15 protein-coding genes are annotated in these 17,270 nt (G+C 66.6%); 7 read left to right on the top strand and 8 right to left on the bottom strand.

Annotated elements, in window-relative coordinates; genetic code table 11:
• Positions 1–202 precede the first annotated feature (202 nt).
• Genes WMF27_RS30475 through WMF27_RS30465 form a run of 3 tightly spaced genes read left to right on the top strand, consistent with a single transcriptional unit; the run spans position 203 to position 4,561 of the window.
• Positions 203–1,306, top strand: a complete 1,104-nt coding sequence (locus WMF27_RS30475; protein WP_437765361.1) for a hypothetical protein — start codon at positions 203–205, stop codon at positions 1,304–1,306.
• Between the two features lie 20 nt (positions 1,307–1,326).
• Positions 1,327–2,958: a hypothetical protein gene (locus WMF27_RS30470; protein ID WP_437769985.1), complete on the top strand. Its 1,632-nt coding sequence runs from the start codon at positions 1,327–1,329 to the stop codon at positions 2,956–2,958.
• Positions 2,959–2,995: 37 nt separating this feature from the next.
• Positions 2,996–4,561: a hypothetical protein gene (locus WMF27_RS30465; RefSeq protein ID WP_437765362.1), complete on the top strand. Its 1,566-nt coding sequence runs from the start codon at positions 2,996–2,998 to the stop codon at positions 4,559–4,561.
• A gap of 463 nt (positions 4,562–5,024) precedes the next feature.
• Here WMF27_RS30465 and WMF27_RS30460 read toward each other — a convergent pair whose 3' ends face one another.
• Complete coding sequence (locus WMF27_RS30460) at positions 5,025–6,116, bottom strand: peroxiredoxin-like family protein (protein ID WP_437765363.1); 1,092 nt, start codon at positions 6,114–6,116, stop codon at positions 5,025–5,027.
• 88 nt (positions 6,117–6,204) lie between these two features.
• On the opposite strand from WMF27_RS30460, the gene WMF27_RS30455 reads away from it, so the two are divergent.
• The 3 genes from WMF27_RS30455 (at position 6,205) to WMF27_RS30445 (ending at position 9,075) form a co-directional block, all read left to right on the top strand.
• The gene (locus WMF27_RS30455; RefSeq protein WP_437765364.1) at positions 6,205–7,119 is read left to right on the top strand and encodes a LysR substrate-binding domain-containing protein; all 915 of its coding nucleotides are present in this window, start codon (positions 6,205–6,207) and stop codon (positions 7,117–7,119) included.
• Positions 7,120–7,386: 267 nt separating this feature from the next.
• Positions 7,387–7,671 carry a hypothetical protein gene (locus WMF27_RS30450; RefSeq protein ID WP_437765365.1) on the top strand — a complete coding sequence of 95 codons (285 nt, stop codon included), beginning with the start codon at positions 7,387–7,389 and terminating at the stop codon, positions 7,669–7,671.
• Between the two features lie 234 nt (positions 7,672–7,905).
• Complete coding sequence (locus WMF27_RS30445) at positions 7,906–9,075, top strand: tyrosine-type recombinase/integrase (protein WP_437765366.1); 1,170 nt, start codon at positions 7,906–7,908, stop codon at positions 9,073–9,075.
• A gap of 1,065 nt (positions 9,076–10,140) precedes the next feature.
• On the opposite strand, the gene WMF27_RS30440 is transcribed toward WMF27_RS30445, so the two are convergent.
• Positions 10,141–10,539: a hypothetical protein gene (locus tag WMF27_RS30440; protein WP_437943187.1), complete on the bottom strand. Its 399-nt coding sequence runs from the start codon at positions 10,537–10,539 to the stop codon at positions 10,141–10,143.
• Positions 10,540–10,611: 72 nt separating this feature from the next.
• On the opposite strand from WMF27_RS30440, the gene WMF27_RS30435 reads away from it, so the two are divergent.
• The gene (locus WMF27_RS30435) at positions 10,612–10,848 is read left to right on the top strand and encodes a hypothetical protein (RefSeq protein WP_437765368.1); all 237 of its coding nucleotides are present in this window, start codon (positions 10,612–10,614) and stop codon (positions 10,846–10,848) included.
• Between the two features lie 536 nt (positions 10,849–11,384).
• On the opposite strand, the gene tnpA is transcribed toward WMF27_RS30435, so the two are convergent.
• From tnpA to WMF27_RS30405, 6 genes are all read right to left on the bottom strand, one after another.
• Positions 11,385–11,561 carry an IS66 family insertion sequence element accessory protein TnpA gene (gene tnpA, locus WMF27_RS30430; protein WP_437765369.1) on the bottom strand — a complete coding sequence of 59 codons (177 nt, stop codon included), beginning with the start codon at positions 11,559–11,561 and terminating at the stop codon, positions 11,385–11,387.
• A gap of 337 nt (positions 11,562–11,898) precedes the next feature.
• Positions 11,899–13,629: an ATP-dependent nuclease gene (locus WMF27_RS30425; RefSeq protein ID WP_437765370.1), complete on the bottom strand. Its 1,731-nt coding sequence runs from the start codon at positions 13,627–13,629 to the stop codon at positions 11,899–11,901.
• 165 nt (positions 13,630–13,794) lie between these two features.
• Entirely contained in the window at positions 13,795–15,435 is a 1,641-nt protein-coding gene (locus tag WMF27_RS30420) for an ATP-binding protein (RefSeq protein ID WP_437765371.1), read from the bottom strand.
• A gap of 597 nt (positions 15,436–16,032) precedes the next feature.
• A complete protein-coding gene (locus WMF27_RS30415; protein ID WP_437765372.1) occupies positions 16,033–16,278 on the bottom strand; it encodes a hypothetical protein in 246 nt (81 codons plus the stop codon).
• A 276-nt stretch (positions 16,279–16,554) separates the two neighbouring features.
• Positions 16,555–16,767 (bottom strand): hypothetical protein, encoded by a 213-nt coding sequence (locus WMF27_RS30410; RefSeq protein ID WP_437765373.1) that lies wholly within the window; start codon positions 16,765–16,767, stop codon positions 16,555–16,557.
• Positions 16,764–17,267, bottom strand: a complete 504-nt coding sequence (locus tag WMF27_RS30405) for a sigma-70 family RNA polymerase sigma factor (RefSeq protein ID WP_437944545.1) — start codon at positions 17,265–17,267, stop codon at positions 16,764–16,766. The genes WMF27_RS30410 and WMF27_RS30405 overlap by 4 nt, the downstream gene beginning before the upstream one ends.
• Positions 17,268–17,270: the final 3 nt, after the last annotated feature.

Raw genomic sequence — 17,270 nt, 5'->3', positions numbered from 1 at the left:
GCCGTATGGAGGGCTTCAAGAAAATGCAGGGTGGCTCCAGTATCGGTCGGAGAGAATGCGACATGTCGCCCTGAGGGCCTGCGACTGCAGAAGCAGGATCGCCGCATTCCCCGAACGAGCGGGATTTTCTCATCGGAACGTTCAGGTCACGACACTTTCAGCGCCGTTGACGCGCCACGGCTAGCGTAAGTACTGTTCCTGCATGCGTTTTGTTACGCAATCGCTCTGGATATGCCTGATGCTCGGCGTCGCGACGGGCACGGCGCATCCGGTCCACGCGGAGGACCGCAATCCGGCCCTCGCACGAAGCGACGATTCGATCGTAAAGGACCATCTTCGCCGCGCCCGACGAGCTCGGGCATCGGGAGTGTGGACCGAGGCACACGCCGCGTACAAGGCGGCCTTCGAGGCGATCGACTCGACATCTGTGACAGCGCGAGAATCCGCTGAGGTCGCTGGAGAGCTAGGCCTTTGCGAGCTCAAGTTACGCAAGTTTCGTGACGCAGCGGAGCACCTGGCTTGGAGCCTTGAGCGGCGCAAGGCGCTTTCTCCTGAGCAGCAAAAAGGATTCGCGGACGGACTGGCCAAGGCCGTCCCGTTCGTCGCGACGCTCTATCTGTCGGTGGATCCGCCGGATGCCGAGGTGCTCATCGACGGCAAGCCCATCGGCTTACCCAGGCGGACCTACAGACTCTTCTTCGAGCCTGGCAAGCACATGGTGCGGGCCCGAGCACCGGGTCGCGAGGAAGGCTCCCAGACGCTGGACGCGCAGCCAGCGACCGAGCCGACCATGACGATCCAGTTACCACGTGCGGCCGAGAGCAGCGCCAAGGACACCGCGCCCGCGGTGCCCAAGCCCCTGAGCGCATCGCCCCCTGCGCGCCCGCTGGCTCCCGGGCAGCCTGCGTCGTGGCCGACAACGCTGCGTATCGCGGGGATCGCCGTCACGACGGCCACCCTGTCCGCGGGCAGCCTGCTCATGATCCGGGCCACGAATCTTGACGGCGATCTGAGCGAACGCCGCGACGGGCTCAACGGCGGTGCGACGGCGAGTGGGTCCAGGTGCTGGCAAGCGGCGGACCGCCCGGCGTGCGCTGACCTGCTCCGCCTCCGAGACGAGCGCAACCTGTCCGCGGGCGTGGGCACGGCCATGCTCATCGCCGGCGGTGTGATCGGGGCAGCGACTGCCGCGTCCTTCTTCACGGACTTCTCCTTCCTGGGGCTCACGCCGGCTCAGGATCGGATCCACGCCTCGCCCGTGGCGACCGGCAGAGAGGTCGGCGTGATGATCGAGGGGCTGTGGTGAGGACATCGGGGGCCGAGCAGATGCGCTCGAAGGAAGGCCGGCGCGTGGCGAGGTATGTCGTCGCTGTCGCGAACTTCATGTGCGGCGCGAGCATGCTGACAGGGTGCCCGTACTCCGACCCTTGCTGGGAGGTGGAGGCGTGCGAGCCCGATCCGGTGCCTCCGCCCGGTCCGTGCGAGGGAGCGCCCGGCACGGCACCGGCGCTGGATGAGTGCGGGGTGTTCGTCAGCGAGCAGGGCGACGACAACAGCCCCGGAACGAAGGGCGCGCCGGTGAGGACGTTGCAACACGCGATCGGGCTCGCCGCGCACGGGCGAGGCCACGGCGAGGCAGCGACCCGGCGCGTGTACGCGTGTGGCGGGGAGTTCGCGGAGACGATCACGTTGCCCTCGGGCGTCGACCTCTGGGGCGGGCGTCGGTGTGACGGCGGGGATTGGTCGTACGAGGGCTCATTCGGCGGGCCGGATCACCCGACGATCATCGCTCCGCCGGGGGGGATCCCGCTGAGGGTCCTCGGGGTGGAGGGTACGGCGCTTGCGGGGGACAACGCGACGTCGGTGATCGCCGGCGTACGCGTCGTGGCGGCGGACGCATCGGCGCCGGATGGGAAGTCGTCGATCGCGGTAATTTTGAGCACGGGGGCCACGGCGATCGTGCAGGACAGCGTGATCGTCGCGGGCAACGGCAAGGACGGGGAGCCGGGAGAGGACGCGGACACCGAGCGGGCCAACGACGGCCTTGAGGGCAACGACGGGGTGTCCGCCTGCACCGCGGACTCCCCGACGGGCGCCCTTCCGGTGGTCACCGTGTGCGACGATGGCATCGAGTCCGTCGGTGGATATGGGGGCGACGGCGGGCTCGAGTCGGGGAGCGACGGGACCTCGGGAATGCCGACACCCGCGGAGATTTCTGAGCGCGACGGCCACGCGGGGCTCGGCGCGGATCTCGCGCGATGCAGCGAAGGGGGCGATGGCGCAGACGCTCCCGACGCCGGTCGCGCGGACGGCGCGGTGGGCGTGGGCCACCTCGGCAAGGACGGATGGCTTGGTGTTCGGGGCGAGGACGGGAAGCCGGGCGGCACCGGCCAGGGGGGCGGCGGCGGTGGCGGCAGCAAGTCGCGTGGGGACATGGTCGCGTGTCGGGCAGGCCTGCCTCAGGGGGGCGCCGCCGGCGGCTCGGGAGGGAGCGGCGGCTGTGGCGGTCGGGGCGGCTATGGCGGCGGCTATGGCGGGGCGAGCATCGGAATCGTTGCGCTCGACGGCACGGATCTGACGATCGGGGCCACCGACGTGATCACGGGCAAAGGCGGCCGTGGCGGCGTGGGTGGGAGGGGTCAACCGGGTGGCTTCGGTTGGACTGGTGGCCAAGGTGGCGGAGCTATTGGTGAGATGTGGCCTGCGTGCCCTGGAGGCCGAGGAGGCAACGGCGGTCGCGGAGGCGATGCCGGCGGCGGGCTCGGAGGTGCATCCATCGGCATCGCCTACGTCGTGCCGAACTTCGCCATTCGACCCGGGACCTACATCAAGGTCGGAGACCCCGGTGACGGCGGCTACGCGGGGAACGCCAGCGTCGGTGATGAGGTGGGCCGAGGGCGGCAGGGCCCCAGGAGTGAAGTCCATGCGTTCAGCGTGGGGAACGAGATGCCCCATTGAATCGTGACCTGCGAGACGTCGCCATCGAGGGATGCCCATGGGCCTGAATTCCACGATCTTGCTGTTCTTTACGCTCACGCTCGCCGCGGTCGGCTGCGGGACCGCGCCGGGGGTGGACGGCCCTGGCGGCGCGCCGCCGTGTGCCGGTTCATCGACGTGTACAAGTGATCCCGTCCCCGAGTCGGTCTGCCTGGAGCATCTTGCGGCGGGTCGGGCGATGGATGGCTGCGGGGTGTTCGTCATCAATCCGTTTTTCGGCGGTGACGACGCGAATCCCGGCACGAAGGACAGGCCGGTTCGTTCCGTCCGGCGCGCGATCGAGCTTGCGCGCACCGGGCGCGGTCGCGTGTTTCTTACCGATGATGGGTTTGAGGAGGCCATCACGCTCCCCTCCGGGGTGGATATCTACGGAGGCTTCGAGACCGCCATCGGATGGGAACGCCTTAGGGACCTGGAAAACCCGGTGCACATGATGGCCAAGGTCGGTCCCGGCGATGCTGGGCTCATCGTGCTGACCGTCGAGCCGGCGCGCGCTGGCGACACCGGGGCTGCGGACGGCGTCTCGATCATCGACCACGTGAGCCTCGTCAGCACGACGTATGTCGGGATGCTGGTTCGGTCGGGCACCGCGGTGGAGATCATCGGAGGCGAGGTCAGAGCCGCCATCGCATCGGGGGGCCGCCATGGGGAGAAATGGCCGGGCCGGGCAGCGACGGGGCCGGACGGGGAGTATGGGGAAGACGCGTGCTCCGCGGCGACGGTCCCGGGCGGGGCTCGGGCGGTGAACTCCTGCGAGGGAGGGATCCCGAGCGTCGGTGGCAAGGGAGGCGACGGGCTCGCGGACGGCGCTCGAGATGGGGAGGACGGCGAGCCCGTACCCCAGCCGAACCCCAACTACGATGGGGATGGAGGACGTGGCAACCGGGCAGACGGTGGTTGTACCAACGGCGTCGCCGGGAGAAGCGGTATGTGGGGTATCGCCGGTGCACCGGGCAAGGGCCGCGGGCGACTCGATGAGACCGGATGGCACGCCGACAGGGCCGGCGACGGCGCCCGGGGGATGCCGGGCCAAGGCGGCGGCGGGGGCGGCGGCCGCAGGGGCGGGCTCGCGGTGTGCGACGTGGCCTCCAAGGGGGGCGCCGGTGGTGGCTCCGGAGGCGCGGGCGGCTGCGGGGGGCGGGGCGGCCGAGGGGGCGAGAACGGCCAGCCGAGCATCGGCATCCTGGCGCTCCATGCCAAGGTGACGGTGCGCGATAGCATCATCACCGCCCGCGACGGGGGCCAAGGCGGCGACGGCGGGGAGCCGGAGCGAGGCGGCAAGGGCGGCTGGGGCATGCCAGGCGGCGCCGTGGGGGACGGCACGTGGTCCTGCAAGGGTGGCAGCGGCGGCCTGGGAGGCGACGGCGGCTACGGCGGCCCCGGGCGTGGCGGCGACTCGATCGGCATCGCCTACCTCGACGAGGACCAGCTCACCCTGGAGGGGGTCACCTTCGATCTGGGAGTGCCGGGCGTGGGCGGCACCAGCTGGAACCACGATGGCAGCACGACGATGGGGCCGAGCGGCGAGGCCCACGAGACGCTTCGCTTCGTCGAGCCCGAATAGCCGCGGTTACGTCCGGGGGGACAGCGCGGATCTCCACGCCAGCTAGCGCGAGATTGCGCCCCGCCTGCGAGCCGCGAGCGCTTGTCAGCCGCCTGGCAGCGGTGCCGCCATCGAAGCGTTGAGCAGGACAGTTGGTGAAGATCTCTCGAGGATCGCCCCTTCGAGGAGCGGTAACCCTCGGTAGGAGAGCTGAGCGCGCTCGATGCTTGTGCTGAGGCAGCGCTGCGTGGAGGGCGGTTCGTGCGGCTCGATCAGGATGGGGAGCACGAACAAGGGCGCCGGCGAGGCCAGGTTCGAGGCGAAGCGGAGGGGACCGCTCGTGGCGGAGTTCGACGGGTTCAATGTGCAAGCTGCGGTACGGATCGAGAGCTGGGACGATGAGGGGCGGGAGCGGCCCGTCTTCCTGGCTATGACGTCGAGCAGACCGTCGAGGTTGTCGTTGGCCGAGCCCTCGAGTGCTCCATCACCGCGCGCACACCTCGGCGGCCGCGCGCACGCGCGACACCGCAGGCGCACGCGTCAGCGCGAGGACCTCGTCGACCGACCACTGATCGCCCGCGTGCTCGCCGTACTTGCTCGCGAGCACGCAGCCGTCGGGCGCGACGAGGAAGTCGGCCGGGAGCCCGAATCGACCGCCGGTCGGGATCAACGCAGGCGGCCGCTCGCGTCCGCGCAGGATCGCGATCGCGCTCCGCGCCACCGAGCGGACGATGGTGGGCCACACGCGCGGATCGAACACCGAGAGGAGCGACGGCTCGGCGCCGAGCTCCGCGTACAGCCGCTTCTCGGGATCGGGCACCACAGCGAAGGGGAGCCCGTCGGCGTGGAGCCGGAGCTCGTCGGCGCTCGAGTGGAACACGACCACCTCGCGGATCCCGGCCGCCGCGATCTCGTCGTGTCGGACGGTGATCGAGCGGAGGTGGAGGTTGCACACCGGACAGCCCGCGAAGCGACGGAGCTGGAGGTGCACGATCCGCGTGGGATCGGGGATGCGGATCCGCTCGCCGTGGACGCCCACGAGCTCGCGCGCGCCGAGCACGGCCCCGGGCGCGAGCCTCGTGACACGGCGGCGCAGGTCGCCGATCAGGCCGAGGGCCGCGATCGCGGTGATCGCCGCGGGGACGATCTGCCCGACGCCGGTGATCTCGAAGAAGGCATCGCCGGGGAGCTCGTAGGTGGGCGGCGGGAACATCCGGAGGAGCAGGTCGCGAGGCGCGCCCGCGAAGAAGAGGACGTTCTTCGCGAGGTGGTTGTATGCGCCCTCGAAGAGCCCGATCGACGTCACCGGGAACGCGAGGGCGAGCGCCGCGAGCGAGCCCCCGGAGACGCGGCCGGCGCGCGTGCCCGGGCTCCGCCGGTACCCCGCGTACGCCAGCGCGATGGGGACGCAGAGCGCGAGCGCGACGGCGGCGCCGTGGAGGCGCCATGGCGTCGCGTACCGAACGCCGCCGTAGACGTGGTGGATCGCGGTCGCGACGAGCGTCGTGATCGCTCCGAGGATGACCGCCCGGGCGCGCGGGCTGGGAGAGGTGGCGCCGACGTTCACGGTGCTCATGCAGGGCACCGTGGCTCGTGCGCGCGGCGCAAACCATCGCCGAAGGCGAACAACTTTCGTGCATGATACGCATCAATCGAGGTGCGACATGGACCGGCTCGCAGCGATCGAAGCGTTCGTCGAGGCCGCGGAGCTCGGGAGCTTCACGCTCGCCGCGCGCCGGCTGCGCGTCACGCCGTCCGCGCTCAGCCGCCGCATCAAGCAGCTCGAGGGCGAGGTCGGCGTGCGGCTCTTCCACCGCACCACGCGCGCGGTGACGCTCTCCGACGAAGGGCGCGCGTTCTTCGAGCGCGCTCGCGCCGCGCTGCGCGAGCTCGACGACGCGCAGCGTGCCACCTCGGGTCTGCGCGAACGACCGGCCGGGCTCCTCCGCGTGGAGGCGCCGACGGTGATCGGCCGTCACGTGATCGTGCCGGTGCTCGCGCGCTTCGCCGAGCGCTACCCCGACGTCGACGTCGAGCTCGTGCTGCGCGACGACCCCGCCGATCTCGCGTCGGAGCGGATCGACGTCGCGGTCCGGCTGGGCACGCTGCCGGACTCGGGTCTGATCGCGCGCCCGGTCGGCCGCTCTCGGATGCTCGTCTGCGGCGCGCCCGGCTACCTGCGCGAGCACGGCCGGCCTCGCGCGGTCGACGACCTCGAGCGCCACGTGCGCCTCGGGTACGCGCTGCACGGCCGGCTCCTCCCGTGGCGCCTCCGCGACGGCGTGAAGGTGCGCGAGATCGCGCCCACGCGGCGCATCGTCGTCGACGACGGCGAGGCGCTGATCGAGCTGGCGATCGAGGGCGCCGGCCTCGCGTGGCTCTGCGACTTCATGCTGGCGCGCGCGGGCAAGGCGCGGAAGCTCGTCGAGGTGCTCCCGGACACCGCGTGCGATGCGGTCGCGATCTCGGTCGTATCGCTCCCGACCCGCCACGTCCTGCCGAAGGTGCGCGCCTTCACCGATCACCTCCGCCGCGCCCTCGCGCCCGACGGCGCGGCGAAGCGGCGCTCTACGCGATGATCCGGCGACCAGGTGAGGGGTGAGCGCGGTTCGGCGACCTGGGTCGTCTGGGTAGCAACGCACGCTGCATTCGGAGAGGAACGCTCCGCTTGCTACGTTAGGGGCATGCGCTCCTGGCTCCTCCTCTTTGCGTTGAGTGTTTCAGCGGCCTGCGGATCCTCGAATCTCAGCGGTGAAACGACAAGCGGCGCTGGCGCAGCGGGCGGCTCCGACGGCGCGGGCGCGGCGGGCGGCGCGGGCGCGGCGGGCGGTTCCGGCGGCGCGGGCATGACGCCCAGCTCCAGCGGCGCGGGCGGGTCGGGCGGCGTGGGCGCGGCGGGTGGTTCCGGCAGCGCGGGCGGCGCGTGGTCCTGCACGGCGCCGGCCGCGTGTCAGCCCCTCGTGTGCCCTACGGACAGCGAGGAGCTGCTCATGCTGGACGGCACGGCGTGTCCGGAGCACGTCGGCCTCGAGTGCCCCAAGGCGCCCGGCTGCACCTCCGTGCGCTGCACGTGCGTGCTGAATCCGGAGACGGGAACAGCCTTGTGGCAATGCCTCACGTTCCCCTGCTGAATGAGCCGCGATGCCCCATGGAGTCATCGGCGGCTCAAGGAGCACGCGAATCGCCGCAAGCGCGTCTATCAACTCCTCGTTGCGGAGGACTCCATCCGTCGCCACCACGCAGTAAAGAGCGCGCCGGCGGCACGGCGGTGGTGCTCAGCGAGTTCGGCCTCGTGCTGGCCCATGCTGGCGGGCCGCCCCAGGCGTGAGTGCGGCCGTGAATCGCGGTAGAACAGGGGGGGCGCCATGCCCCGCAAGCCCACCGGATCGCTCTTCCGCAACGACGCTGGGCGGCTCTACGTCCGCGTCTTCGTCGCCGACAACGACCGGGAGCGCTTCCCGCTCGACCCCAAGCTGACCGAGCAGCAGGCCGAGAAGCGCACGGAGCTCGCCGCCGACCTGGCCGCCCGGCTGCGCGCCTCGCCCAACGTCACACGCGACGCGATCGTCGCGCTGCTGGAGCATGCCGCGGTACACGAGGGCAGGGCGCTCCGCGACGTCATCGCGGCGGTCGACGTCATCTGCAAGGGTGGCGCGCAAGCGAAGGTCGTCCCCGGCGGCAGCTCGGTCCCCAAGCAGGTCACCCTCCAGCAGTTCGGCCAGCTCTGGACCTCGGGCGAGCTCGCTCGCATGTACCCCGACCACGTCAAGCCAAAGCGCAGCGTGGAGCAGGACGTCTACCGCTTCGACCGCCACATCTACCCGATCGCCGGGCACGTCCCCGTCGCGGCCTTCACGCTGAACGACGCCGAGCGCGTCATGCGTGCGCTCCCGCCGATGTCCCCCGCGTCGCGCCGCCACATCGCGCAGCTTCTCCACCGGCTCATGTCGATGGCCGTCTTCCCGTGCCGTCTCGTCGCGACCAACCCGCTCCCCCGCGGCTTCCTCCCGAAGCTCGGCCCCGCGAAGGCGAAAGCCTGCCTCTACCCCGACGAGGACGCGCGCCTGCTGGCCAGCACCGCGATCCCGCTGTGCTGGCGCGTCCTCTGGGGCTTCCTGAACCGCGAGGGCCCGCGCATCAGCGAGGCGGCGCGCCTGCAGGTGCAGGACGTCGACCTCGAGCGCGGCGCGCTGCGCCTCGAAAAGAACAAGACGAACGACCCTCGCGCTTGGGCACTCTCGCCCGGCGTGCCACAGGCGTTGCGCGCCTGGCTCGCGCTCCGCGGCAACCCATCACCATCCGCCCCGCTCTTCGTCAACGAAGATGGCGAACGCTTCCGCGTCGAGCACGCCGCCGAGCGACTTCGTTCCCACCTCCAACTCGCCGGTATCGACCGCCCAGAGCTCTTCGAGGACTCTGACGAGCGCCAGCATTCCGCGCCCACGACACGCGCTCAACCTTCATCACAGTCGCCCTGGCGAACGGCCGCAGCGAGACCTGGGTGGCCGACAGAACTGGCCATCGATCGAGCGTGATGATCCAGAGAACCCGCCGAGCCGCCAGGACGTTGCAGAGCTGGGCCTTGGCGAGCTAGCTTCCCTCGCCCAGGCGATCCCCGAGCTCGCCGGAAACGGCACAGACGAAGGCGAGCGTGGATCCCCAAAAGTAAAAATCAAAGTAATATCAGCATCTTGGCCCCGTGGCGAAATGGCAGACGCGGTGGATTTAAAAGGCGCTCTGGGGCGGGGGAACGGGGGCGAACTGGCGAAATTGCCGGGGAAATCGGAGGGGGGGTGGCGACGGATCGACACGGTTGGAGCGGGGGTGTGACGATTCGGAGGGGGCGCGTGCCGATTCGATCGGGGGGAGTGGGGCGGGGGGAGAGCGCTGCCCGGAGGGGGAGGGGGCGAGAGGGGCGTCGGTGCGGGCGACGCTGCTTGTGCAACTCGGAGAGGGGCTGCGAGCGGCTATTGTGGCGGGTGATGTAGAGACGGCGCGGGTCGCGCACGAGGCGATCGGGCGGCTGCTCGGAGGGGCAGCCCCCCAAAGCGAGGCCGCAGCCGACGTACTCGACCTCGCTCGCGAACGTGAGCGGAGGGGTGTTGACGCTCCCGTTAGATGATGGGTGGGGGCCGCTTTTTGCTCACGCAGGATGATGGCTCGCGCACGCGCGCGATGGCCATCGCCCGCCCATCCGGTGCCCGGAGCCCCCGGCGGAGGCTCCGTCCGCCCATCGCCCGCGCGACGTGGCCGCCGGGGCGCGCAGGGCGCGTCAAGGGCGGCGCAGCCGCCGAGCCCTGCGAGGGAACCCTTGACGCGTCCGAGCACCCCGGCACGCTCAGGACGCGATGAGCCGACCATCACGCCCGTGACCGGGGCCCGCTCACCGTCGCGATGGTCATCAGCCAGCCCGAGCGAGAAAGCATCAACCAGCTTGATTCTCAACAAGGGGACGATAATGCCCGGCGCACCGCTGCCGCAGCAGTCTCTCAGCTATTGGCACGCAGTACACTAGGAGGAGCAGCGTTGTGACCAGGTCCTCATCAGAATCAGGGCGGCGACGGCGATCATGGCGGCCTGAAAGCGCGCACCCGAGGCGCTCACTGGTGCTTCGCCGACGAACGATATCGACCCTCCGGTGTCCACAACCCGTTCGGAGGGAAGCGGAGCTCGCCGGCGCTCGCCACGAGGCCGGCGCGTACGTAGCGCGCGAACGGCGCCTCCTCGAATGAGCCGCCCTTGCCCATGCCAGCGCGGAGCGGGCCACCGAGCTGCCGGTCCTCCTCGATCGTGACAAGCACCGGCGGACATCGATCGAGCACCTCGGCGATTTCCGCGAGGGCCGTGTCCTCGTCGACGTCGCTCCATCGCACATGGAGCGACGTCAGGTGTTCCCGCACGATCTTCCGCGGGACGGCGTGCTCGTGACGGAGCTCGCTCGGGCTCAACACGCGCGCCGCGGCGGCCGTGTGCGGCAGCGCCGTTACGTCGCGCTTCACTGCGTCGCGGACGTACTCGCCCTTCACCAGCGCGTCCGCCGTCCAGAACCAGAGGGTACGGTCGAGCAGGAAATGACCGAGCCTTCGGAGGTGCGGCGTCTCGGCAAGGCACAGACCCCGAAGCGCGAGCAGGCAGATCTCGCGCCGCGCTGCGAAATCGAGCGGTTCGAATGCGGCGCGACCTTCTTCCGCGTGGCTCATCGTAGCGATCGGCGCGCCGGCCTGCTCAACGATGCGCTCGCCGGCTCTGAGGCGGAACTTCTCGACAACGTTCGTTGCGGTGGGCACGGCGCCCGCCGCGCGCGCTAGCGATCTCGCGATTCGGTACGCCTCGGCGAGGTCGCTCGCTTGAAAACGACGGATGCTCGTCTCGGTTGGTGCCTTTAGGCGGGTGAGGTACTCGGGCATGAGGGTCGCCCTTGCACCACTACGTCAGTTAGAGGCGCGCTTCAAGGGAATGGTCGAGGTTGAATCGACGTAGAGGGTCGTGCGAACGCCTCGCCATCGGCTACATGCTCCGCGGCTCCTGTAGGATGATGGTGCCAACCTGCTCGTCTGGGCGACAGGCGTCATCGGTAAGTTGCAGGCGGGCTGGACTGGTTGGACGAGCTACTGACCGACGCCTGGGCGAAATAGTCGCGCGCTACTCCGAGCGCCGGCGACGCCGACGCGATCTGAACAACGCAAGCCTCGGCCGGCGACGCTGGCGGATGCCGCCTCGCCGGGCCGTCTTTCAGGACCGCCTGTGCCCGCGCCGAGTCGTGGGCCGACGCCGCCCCGCGCTAAGCATCGTCAACCCCCACGACAGCCGCAAGGGGGCCGTGCCCTTGGCGATGGCCAGGAGGTTACCTCCCGTCGACGATCGCGGAGAGGGCTGCGAAAGCCCCCTCAGCCCGCAGCTTCCAGCGCCACCAGTACAGCTGCTTGGGCTTGTACGCCTCGCGCCGTGCGAACTTCTCGGCACTCAGCCCGCTCTGCTCCCATCGCTCCACCCGCTCGGCCCACTCCACCTTCGTCGCCATCGCTTTCTCCTTCGCGATGGAGACCGACAACGGGTGCCGCGCCGAGGATAACGATGGCGTTGGTCGGGCGATTACGTTACGACGGCATCGCCCGAGCGTCTCTCTGCTGGGCAGGCCTGTACGGATGCCATATCGCCGAGCCGGTTGCGAAGAGAGATTGCTGATGACGAGCAGCAATTCGCTGATCGATGTCCTTGTCCGCATGCTGCCGGCCACGACCGCGCAGCGTCAGCAGTTCACCACCCTGCCTACATCGACGGTGGACGAACTGCTCGGTACGCACGCCCACAGGCGTGCGCTGCGACTCATCGGGAGCGCTGGGAGGCTGGACATCCACCTATGCCCGTCTTAATCCGTCAGTCGTCCGTTGCCTCTGTATCCAATTTGCGAGATCCTCTCCCCAACAAATCGAATCCTCACGAAATACGCTTGCGCCCGTTGATGCTCGTCTCGCAATGAGACTGCTAAGCGTCGTCTTTAGGTCGTTCAGGCGCTTGCGCAGATTTCTGCGATCCTCATCGCTCAGCTCCGAGCCGTCATCGTACCGTGCGTTTTCGGCCATAAGGCGGTCGAACTCGTCTTCTGGTGTCAATTCAAACGATTTGTACACAAGTCGGCGTACAGGACTGTTGAATCTTTGCGGTGCTTCCTCCCTCAGGACCTCCAAAAAAACGTCGCCTCTGATCATGTTTTCGATCTCGAGTCCCGGTGTGTTCAATATGTGCACCTGCTCGGGGGGCAGCTTCTTCGCGCATTGCTGTAGGCGAACTGCCAATTTTCGGATCTCTTCGTCGGCCCTGCAATCACGGTCAAGTATGATGGCTGATCGCGGGCTGATCTTGAGCACGCTTACGACCTTGTCATCGTCATTCTGATCGAGGTCGATGTGCGCCGCCGATGCGCCGCCGTAGAAGACAAACGCATAGTCGCGTCCGGGGATTAGTGTCTTTGCTACATGCTGAAGCAGCGCCTGAATGTAATGCGCATCTGATGGTCCTTCTACCCAGATCGTGCAATTGGCTAGAAAAAGTTGCGACGGCCTGATGCCGAGATCCTCGAGAACAACGAGACGTCTGGCATCGGTAGGAAGTTTGTCTATGACAGTTCCGCCGCTCTGAAGTCGGCGCGCGCGATAGAGTTTCCAATCGCGTTTGGTGCCGTCTACAAGTGCCGTAGAATGTGAACAGATGAGAAGCTGATGATGAGGCATCTCTTCTTGGATAATTCGTACAAATTCGAGTACTGCAGCAGGGTGGAGATGAGCCTCCGGTTCCTCAATGAGGACCAGGTGTGCCTGGCCCTCATGAAGTCGCATAAATGCTAGCATCATCATGAGTTCTGCGACGCCTGAGCCAAGGTCATCCAGGTTGCATAGAAGCTTGGATCGGCTCGCGCGCCCGCGATCAACATCTTGACCCCGCTGCAGCTTCAGACGAAGAGCATTGGACGTCAAATCAAGCTCAACCCGCTCGTCAAGTAGAGCGCTGAACCAGCGCTCAAGATCGTATTCAACGGCACTCCAGCGACTCGCTTGATTGTTGTCGTCATGTAGCGCGCGCAACTCGTCTAACAGTTTTCCGCCGTCCGTGGAAAGAGGACTATCCGTCTGACCCTCGCGCTGGTGGTGTCGAAGCGCTCGAATTTCGAGGATGGAACGAGCAAGGAGGCGGCAGATCGCCAGTCCCACTCCCCGCTGAAGATGGTCGTTCTGAACCAATCCGGTGTACGTTCCATTTGCTAATAGGACGCTGGGGCTCCCGTTCTCGTTCCGCACGATAGGGGTGCCGTTCGGGGTAACTGGGATGACCTGCAGCAGATATTTGCCTTTCGATCCGCTACGGCCTTCGGAAGCAGACCTCTCAATCGTACATTCGGCTCGCAGCTTGCCATCGGGACACGCAAATTTTGCTACGTCTTCAGGGATATCGCATGATTCCGCGGAGAGCTCTAGAGTTGCACTTATCTTGCCTGCTTCGCGGAGCCAAAGGTCTGCTTCGTCGATCGAAATGTTGATTCCTAATGTTTTCTTCCAGTCCTCTCCCTTGCGCCATGGATCCATGTTTGCCATGCCTGTCAAGGATTCTCGCAATCGAACCAGGAATCGTGTAAGGTTCGATTTTCCGACGTTGTTTGGGCCAATTATAACATTTACTTGATTCAATTCTGCGAGACCGACTTGAGACGTTGGATCGTATGAGCGCCAGCCACCAAGGCGAATGCTGTGTAGAATCATCTAGTGGCGCTCCTGCCGAAGCCATCGGCGTGCGATCTCAACGGGAGAATAGTCGCTAGGTGGACCGGCAACCCAGGCCTGATGAAAGCGGATGTCGGCGCTCCCCGGCTTGGGGTCGGCAAATTTGAAGCGGATTCTACCCGGCAGCGTGACGCCGTCGCCGGAGACGATGGCCTCCCCATCACGCAGCGAAGCAAGTACGCCCTTCTGACTGCCCAACGTGTCTGGTAGCAGACGAAGCACCTTGTCTTGGTCGGTGTCCGAGGTGAGTCGAAGAGCAACAAATGTTCCGCATTGTGAAAGAATGCTGGGTGATACGCTGGAGGGACGCTGTGAGACAACCACGAGGCTCAGGCCGTATTTCCGTCCTTCTTTGGCAATGCGCTCGATCGATTCGAGGCTCACACGGTAACGGCTGTCAGACTCGGCCGGTATATATGTGTGCGCCTCTTCGAGAACGAGGGCGATTGGGAGATTGTTAGGGTCAGGATCCCAATATCGATAGTCAAATATCAGGCGACCGAGTACGCCGATTGCGGTTGACCTGACCTCTGCTGGGAGCCCGGAGAGGTCGAGGACGGTAATGTGGGTGTCACCATCGACCAAGCCGAATAGTTTCGCAAAGAAGGCACCGGCGGCGTCCGTATTCTCGGCCGAACGAAAAAAGAATTCGAAGCGTGGATCCTGTCGCCGGACATCCATCTTTTCAAGCATTGCTGGGAGGCTACCTTGCTCCGATGCCTTCTTGGAATTTATCGTACTTTTTAAGTTTGAGTATAGGTCGTCCCAGGAAAATGGAATAGGGGAATCGGCAGAGATGCGAGAGTCGTCCTTGCCGAGAACGTTGTGTGGGCTTTGCCGTCGTGCAGCTTGCAGGGCGTCCGTGAGCACGGCTTTTTGAGTTGAGCCGAGATTGCCGCCGCCGAAGATATCTACGAATTCGTCGAAGGTGAGCATCCAGAACGGGAGCTTGAAGCTGCTCCAGGGTATGCACCGAGATCGCGCTGAGAACTCACCTTGGAACGCAGGAGGATATTCGTTGTGTATATCAAAGAGTATTAGTCGTGGGCGCGAATAGGATCGGAGGACCGCTTGCCCCAGTGCTGCGACCGTGTAGCTCTTACCGGAACCAGTGGTGCCCAGAATGGCGGCATGACGGCCGAAGAATCGATCGAGATCAAATCGAGCACTGCCGGAACCAGTCCCGACACGTTCTCCTACCGGAAACAGTCGCAATCGCGCTGTATGGTCTAGAGAGCGCTCCAGAATCTCCTCGAAGGCGCTGCCAGTAACGAAAAATGCGCTCGTTCCAACGGGCGGAAGCTGATCAACTCCCCGCTCGAATCCTCGTTCGTCAGATACCGTGCCAACCACGATGAGATCGACCTTTCGCACGGTGATGATTTGCCTCTGTCCTTGAATCTCACGGTTAGGGCGTTCAACTTGTTCCTCATATACCCGGATTACTGCGCATAGTACGTCACCGTGTGTGCCGCCGCAATTAATGAAAGATCCAATTGTTACGTGTACTTCGATGTTGTCGCTTAGTTCGAGCGACAGTCGCTCGGCCTCGACGACTATCGCTGAGCCGTCTACGGATGCGACCTTGCCGATGAGGTGCCCAGTGTTGCGGATGTCCATGAGATTCGTCTCCAGATGAAGAGGAAATCCGAACTAGCTTGACAATGTCAAGCGCGTAGTCGTAGCGACTCGAACTGAATTGTTGCGCATTGCGTCAGTGGGCGTATGCCTCTGCACTAGCGAAGCGATATGCTCACGCGTGCGATGGTCTCCTCGGTACACCCATGCCGGCAACGATGGCGAGGGCGTCGGCTCGCGAATTCTGCCGGTTTTGTTGCAGACAGAATCCGACACGGCGTGTAGGTCGGCCCTGGCTTGCTCGCCTCCCCGGTGCCGGGGGGTAGCTGACCGACCGCCTTGTAGACGACGACCCGGAGGCCGCCGCCTCGTCCCCGAGTACGACAGCACGGGTGAGGGCCTCGGAGAGCGTGGCAACCAGAGCGGTCCGGGGCGACGGATCGGTTGCGCGAGCTCCCGAAGCCTGACGCCCGTTGGGGGGCGACCGGCCGCCAGCATCGACTCCTCGGCCTCGACCGACCAGCCTACGTGCTCGCGGCTGTAGACGTCCGCTACCAAGTACAGAAAGTAGTACTCTGTGCGCCGAGCGCGACCAGCGCGCAGACCGGAACCCGGAGCTCCGGGAGCTTGGCCGCGACGTCAGCGCGACGCGCGACGACGTGCATCGCGCGTTGGAGGCGATCGCGTGCGGCTCGATGGGCTGACCACTGCTCGCTCCCAGCGCTGCTGGGCCGCGATGGCGTCGTCTGCGGCCCGGACGCCCTCAACGAAGAACTCTGCGTGTGCTGGATCGTCCAGGTCGAGGCCGAAATAGAGCAGCACCGCGCGGTCGCGTGGCGGCACCGTGCGGAGGATCTCGGCGGCAGAGCGGCGCACGGAGGGCATGGGGGTAAAGTAGCAGCCCGGGGCAGCGGCGGGGCGCGCCCGCGAACGAGACGGCGCTGGTCCACCCCCGTTCGACCGCTTGGATGCTCGAAAGCGCCGGCGCCCTTGGGCGCTACGTCGGCTGCCAGGTCGAGCGGGGCGCGTTGCCAGCGACGAACAACTCGCCGGCGAAGTCGGTGTCCCCTGCCGCAGTTGCGACGCAGAGGCCGTCTGCGCACCGTGTGGGCTCGGCGGCGCCGCTGTCCCTGGCGCCCTCTGCGGCGGTTTCGCTGGCACCTACATCGAGGCCCCGTCGTCACGCAGAAGCACGTCGATCTTGTCGAGCAGCTCTCGCTTGACCCGCTGGCGGTTCAAGTCGTCCTCGTAACCAGCTCCGACGGGCGAAACCTTGACGATCCCTTTGATCATCCTAAGCGCGTCGAGCGTTCGCTCCGTCTCATGCTCGTCCAGGTCGCGCAGGAAGTGAACAGCCAGGCCTTTGATGTTCATTGTAAGCCAGCTCTCCGGGGGGAGTTCTCCGTGGCTTCCCGAAGCCTGATGACGTCGCGCAGCGCGCCGATGGCCCTTGTGCGCCGCTTGTAAATCGTAGAGAGAGGTACCCCTACGTCTTGGGCTATCTGGGCCATCGAAAGTCCGTTCAGATCATGGGCCACGAGAACGAAGCGCAGATCAGGATCGAGCTCGCTCACCGCGTCGAGGGTGTCGGTCCTGATGTTGTCGGACTCCATCGCAGCGGCAGCATCCGGCGCTGGATCGAGCACCTCGATCTCATCGACCAGCTCCTCCCTGCGGTGTCGCGCACGCTCGTGGTAGTGTGCAGCGACGTGTACGGTGATCGCGTTCAACCAGCGTTCAGGTCTACCGCGCTTCGGATCGAACCTGGGCCAGCTCTCGCAGGCGTTGACCCAGACTTGGCCTGCGACGTCACAACGATGGCACCGTGGGACCCCCAGCCGCTCCAACCAGCGCAGCACGGCACGAACCAGCATCGG

Source organism: Sorangium sp. So ce281, assembly GCF_051527395.1.
Lineage (GTDB): Bacteria > Myxococcota_A > Polyangia > Polyangiales > Polyangiaceae > Sorangium > Sorangium cellulosum_B.
The sequence above is the reverse complement of the archived record's forward strand: the minus strand, read 5'-3'. Positions and strand labels throughout refer to the sequence as shown.

Excerpts from the sequence above, each read along its gene's own strand:
- WMF27_RS30425 (WP_437765370.1), bottom strand. The coding sequence starts at position 13,629 with ATGGCAAACATGGATCCATGGCGCAAGGGAGAGGACTGGAAGAAAACA.
- WMF27_RS30410 (WP_437765373.1), bottom strand. The coding sequence starts at position 16,767 with ATGAACATCAAAGGCCTGGCTGTTCACTTCCTGCGCGACCTGGACGAG.
- WMF27_RS30450 (WP_437765365.1), top strand. The coding sequence starts at position 7,387 with ATGACGCCCAGCTCCAGCGGCGCGGGCGGGTCGGGCGGCGTGGGCGCG.
- WMF27_RS30455 (WP_437765364.1), top strand. The coding sequence starts at position 6,205 with ATGGACCGGCTCGCAGCGATCGAAGCGTTCGTCGAGGCCGCGGAGCTC.
- WMF27_RS30405 (WP_437944545.1), bottom strand. The coding sequence starts at position 17,267 with ATGCTGGTTCGTGCCGTGCTGCGCTGGTTGGAGCGGCTGGGGGTCCCA.
- WMF27_RS30435 (WP_437765368.1), top strand. The coding sequence starts at position 10,612 with ATGACCGAGCCTTCGGAGGTGCGGCGTCTCGGCAAGGCACAGACCCCG.
- tnpA (WP_437765369.1), bottom strand. The coding sequence starts at position 11,561 with ATGGCGACGAAGGTGGAGTGGGCCGAGCGGGTGGAGCGATGGGAGCAG.
- WMF27_RS30445 (WP_437765366.1), top strand. The coding sequence starts at position 7,906 with ATGCCCCGCAAGCCCACCGGATCGCTCTTCCGCAACGACGCTGGGCGG.
- WMF27_RS30470 (WP_437769985.1), top strand. The coding sequence starts at position 1,327 with ATGCGCTCGAAGGAAGGCCGGCGCGTGGCGAGGTATGTCGTCGCTGTC.
- WMF27_RS30415 (WP_437765372.1), bottom strand. The coding sequence starts at position 16,278 with ATGCCCTCCGTGCGCCGCTCTGCCGCCGAGATCCTCCGCACGGTGCCG.
- WMF27_RS30465 (WP_437765362.1), top strand. The coding sequence starts at position 2,996 with ATGGGCCTGAATTCCACGATCTTGCTGTTCTTTACGCTCACGCTCGCC.
- WMF27_RS30475 (WP_437765361.1), top strand. The coding sequence starts at position 203 with ATGCGTTTTGTTACGCAATCGCTCTGGATATGCCTGATGCTCGGCGTC.
- WMF27_RS30460 (WP_437765363.1), bottom strand. The coding sequence starts at position 6,116 with ATGAGCACCGTGAACGTCGGCGCCACCTCTCCCAGCCCGCGCGCCCGG.
- WMF27_RS30420 (WP_437765371.1), bottom strand. The coding sequence starts at position 15,435 with ATGGACATCCGCAACACTGGGCACCTCATCGGCAAGGTCGCATCCGTA.